This window comes from Microbacterium sp. 13-71-7 (assembly GCF_002257455.1).
Classification (GTDB): Bacteria; Actinomycetota; Actinomycetes; order Actinomycetales; family Microbacteriaceae; genus Microbacterium.
The window spans coordinates 1-2588 of record NZ_NCKN01000362.1 but is presented as its reverse complement, the minus strand read 5'-3'; the positions used below and the strand labels follow the sequence as shown (position 1 = coordinate 2588).

The window sequence follows — 2588 nt, the reverse complement described above, 5'->3', positions numbered from 1 at the left end:
AAGATCGTCAGGATCGACTGCAGGGTCGGGTGCGACCAGCAGCCCTCCTTCAGGTTCTCCAGCGGCAGGCGCACGTCGTCACCGCTCTGGATGACGGCCGAGTCGACGACGAGGGTCTGGTAGTACGTCGCCGCCTCCTTGCCCCAGACGAAGAGGTACTTGCCCTTGGCCTTCGCGGCCTCGCCGAGAGCCTTCAGGTCCTGCCAGGTCTTCGGGACGGCGAAGCCGTTGTCCTTGAAGACCTTGTCGGAGTACCAGATGCCGTAGACCGTCATCACGTAGTTCAGGGCGACGAACTTGCCGTTGAAGGTACCGGGATCCTTGACGCCGCCGTAGAGCGTGTCGCTGATCTTGGTGCCCTCGAGGTTGTTCGCGTCCAGGACGTCGTCGAGCGTCTCGAGCTGGTCCAGGATCGTGTTCCAGCCGATCTGGTTGGCGCCCGAGTTGTCGATCAGGTCCGGCGGGTTGCCGCCGACGAAGCGCGGCTGCAGCTCCTGCGCGATCTTGGTGGAGGCGGAGACCTTGACCGAGGCCCCGGTCTTGCCCTTCTCCATGATCTTCGCCGCGCTCTCGACGTAGTCCACGCCGTAGCCGCCGTCGAAGATCACCGCGTCGACCTTGGAGTTCGCGGCCACGCCGAACGGGTTGTCGGCAGACTTCGTGCCGCCGGCGGCACCGCCGCCGCCACCGCCGCCCGGAGCCGCGCAGGACGCCAGGCTGACGCCGAGGGGCACCATGACCGCGGCGAGCGCCGCACCGCGCAGCAGCGAGCGGCGGCTGATGGAAGCGTCTTTGGTTTCCATGTGATTGTTGCCTTCCTTAGTGAGGGGTGAGGGAGAGGATGAGTCTGGGGGGGGGCTCAGGCGCCGCGGCGGAGCCGATCGAGGTAGCGGGCCTCGAGGGCCGCGTTGTGCTCGTCGCCGCCGGGGATGTTCGCGGAGATGTACATCGGCGGCACCTCTCCGGCCTCGGCGAGGGTGCGGGCCACGCCGAGCGTGAGCAGCTGGGCGATGAACGCGGCCGTGATCGAGGAGATCGCGCCCGCCGAGATGGTCTCGGTGACCTGGAGGGTGGAGTCGCCGTAGGGGGCGAGGTTGTCGATCACGACGTCGGCGATCTCGCTGAGCCGCTTGCCGCTGGGGTGCTTGGGCTCGACGCGGGCGGTGTGCTCGAGGCTCGTCACCGCGATGACCTTGTGGCCGTGCTCCTTGGCCCACAGGGCCACGCCGACGATGGATCCGTTCACTCCCGAGTTCGAGGCGATCACGAACACGTCGTTCTCGGTCACGGGGGAGACGGCCATGAGCTCGTCGACGACCCAGGGTTCGCGCTCGAGGGATCCGGTCAGCACGTCGGCCGGGCGCTCGCCGTGCAACACGATGTCGCGCAGGGCGATGCGGTTGGTCGGGATGAGCCCGCCCGCGCGTCCCGCGATCTCCATCGCGAACGCCTCGGAGTGCCCCGTGCCGAAGGCCTGGATGACTCCTCCGTCGCGCAGTGCGGCGACGAGCAGGTCGATCGCAGGGTCCAGCGCGCCGTTCTGCGCGTCGGCGGTGAGACGCTCGAGGCGCGTCTCGGCTTCGCGGAGCAGATCCTGGGGGGAGGCGCTCATCGGGTGGACTCCTTCGTTCGACGGGGGCGGGGCTCTTCGACGGGGGACGACGAGCGTCGGTGCGCGGAGACGGCCATCGCGCTCGCGGCGAGGCGGGTCGCGGCCTGACCGAGGGTGCGCTGCGCGACGAGCACGTAGAGCAGGTCGATGACGAGCAGCTGCGCGTGCTTGATGGAGAGGTCGTCGGGGCGCTGCGCGGGGTTCTCCGAGGCCGTGATCAGCGCTACATCCGCGCTGGAGGCCAGCCAGGAGTCGGCGTCGGTCGTGATCGCGACCGTCAGCGCCCCTGCCGCACGGGCGTGCGAGAGCATCTCGATGGTCTCCTCGGTGCGTCCCGTGTTCGAGATGCCCACGGCCACCGAGGAGCCGTCCTGCAGCACCGCGCTGGTCAGCCCGTCGTGCACGTCGGACCAGGAGTGGGCGTTCACGCCGATCCGGTAGAGGCGACCGCGGAACTCGTCGGCGATCACGCCGCTGCCGCCGACGCCGTAGATGTCGACGTGCCGCGCCTCGGAGATCGCGCGCGCCACGAGCTGGACGTCGTCGAGGTTCAGCAGGCCCGTCGTGATCTCCATGCTGCGGGTGTGCAGGCCGAGCAGGGTGAGCAGCACCCGGTCGGCGGGGTCGTCCTGCCCGATGTCGTCGGCGATGTCCGTGCGCCACGTGGTGCCGGCGTCTCCCCGCCCCGACTCGGCGGCGACGCCGACGCGGAACTGCGTGTATCCGTCGAAGCCGATCGCGCGGCAGAAGCGCGTGACGGTGGCGGCGGAGGTGCCCGCCTGGTCGGCGAGCTCGGTGATCGTCAGCTCGACCGGGGCCGTGGGGTGCGCCGTGATGACCGCGGCGATCTTCGCCATGGCCTTCGGCATCGCCGGACGCCGCAGCGAGATGCGCTGCGTGATCGACAACTCGTTGCCGACGTCCTGCATGAGTGGCACCATTGCCTCCGGTGAAAACGCGTCGTGGATCGACATGG

3 protein-coding genes are annotated in these 2588 nt (G+C 69.3%); all 3 read right to left on the bottom strand.

Translation table 11 applies throughout. From position 1 onward, the window contains the following. Positions 1-803 (bottom strand): extracellular solute-binding protein (locus tag B7X32_RS20255; protein WP_292723884.1); only part of this gene is annotated, 803 nt, incomplete at its 3' end. Positions 804-859: 56 nt separating this feature from the next. Then, complete coding sequence (locus B7X32_RS20250) at positions 860-1612, bottom strand: SIS domain-containing protein (RefSeq protein WP_292723882.1); 753 nt, start codon at positions 1610-1612, stop codon at positions 860-862. Beyond that, the coding region (locus B7X32_RS20245) for a MurR/RpiR family transcriptional regulator (RefSeq protein ID WP_292723878.1) at positions 1609-2588 on the bottom strand (980 nt) is incomplete at its 5' end. The genes B7X32_RS20250 and B7X32_RS20245, both read right to left, overlap by 4 nt.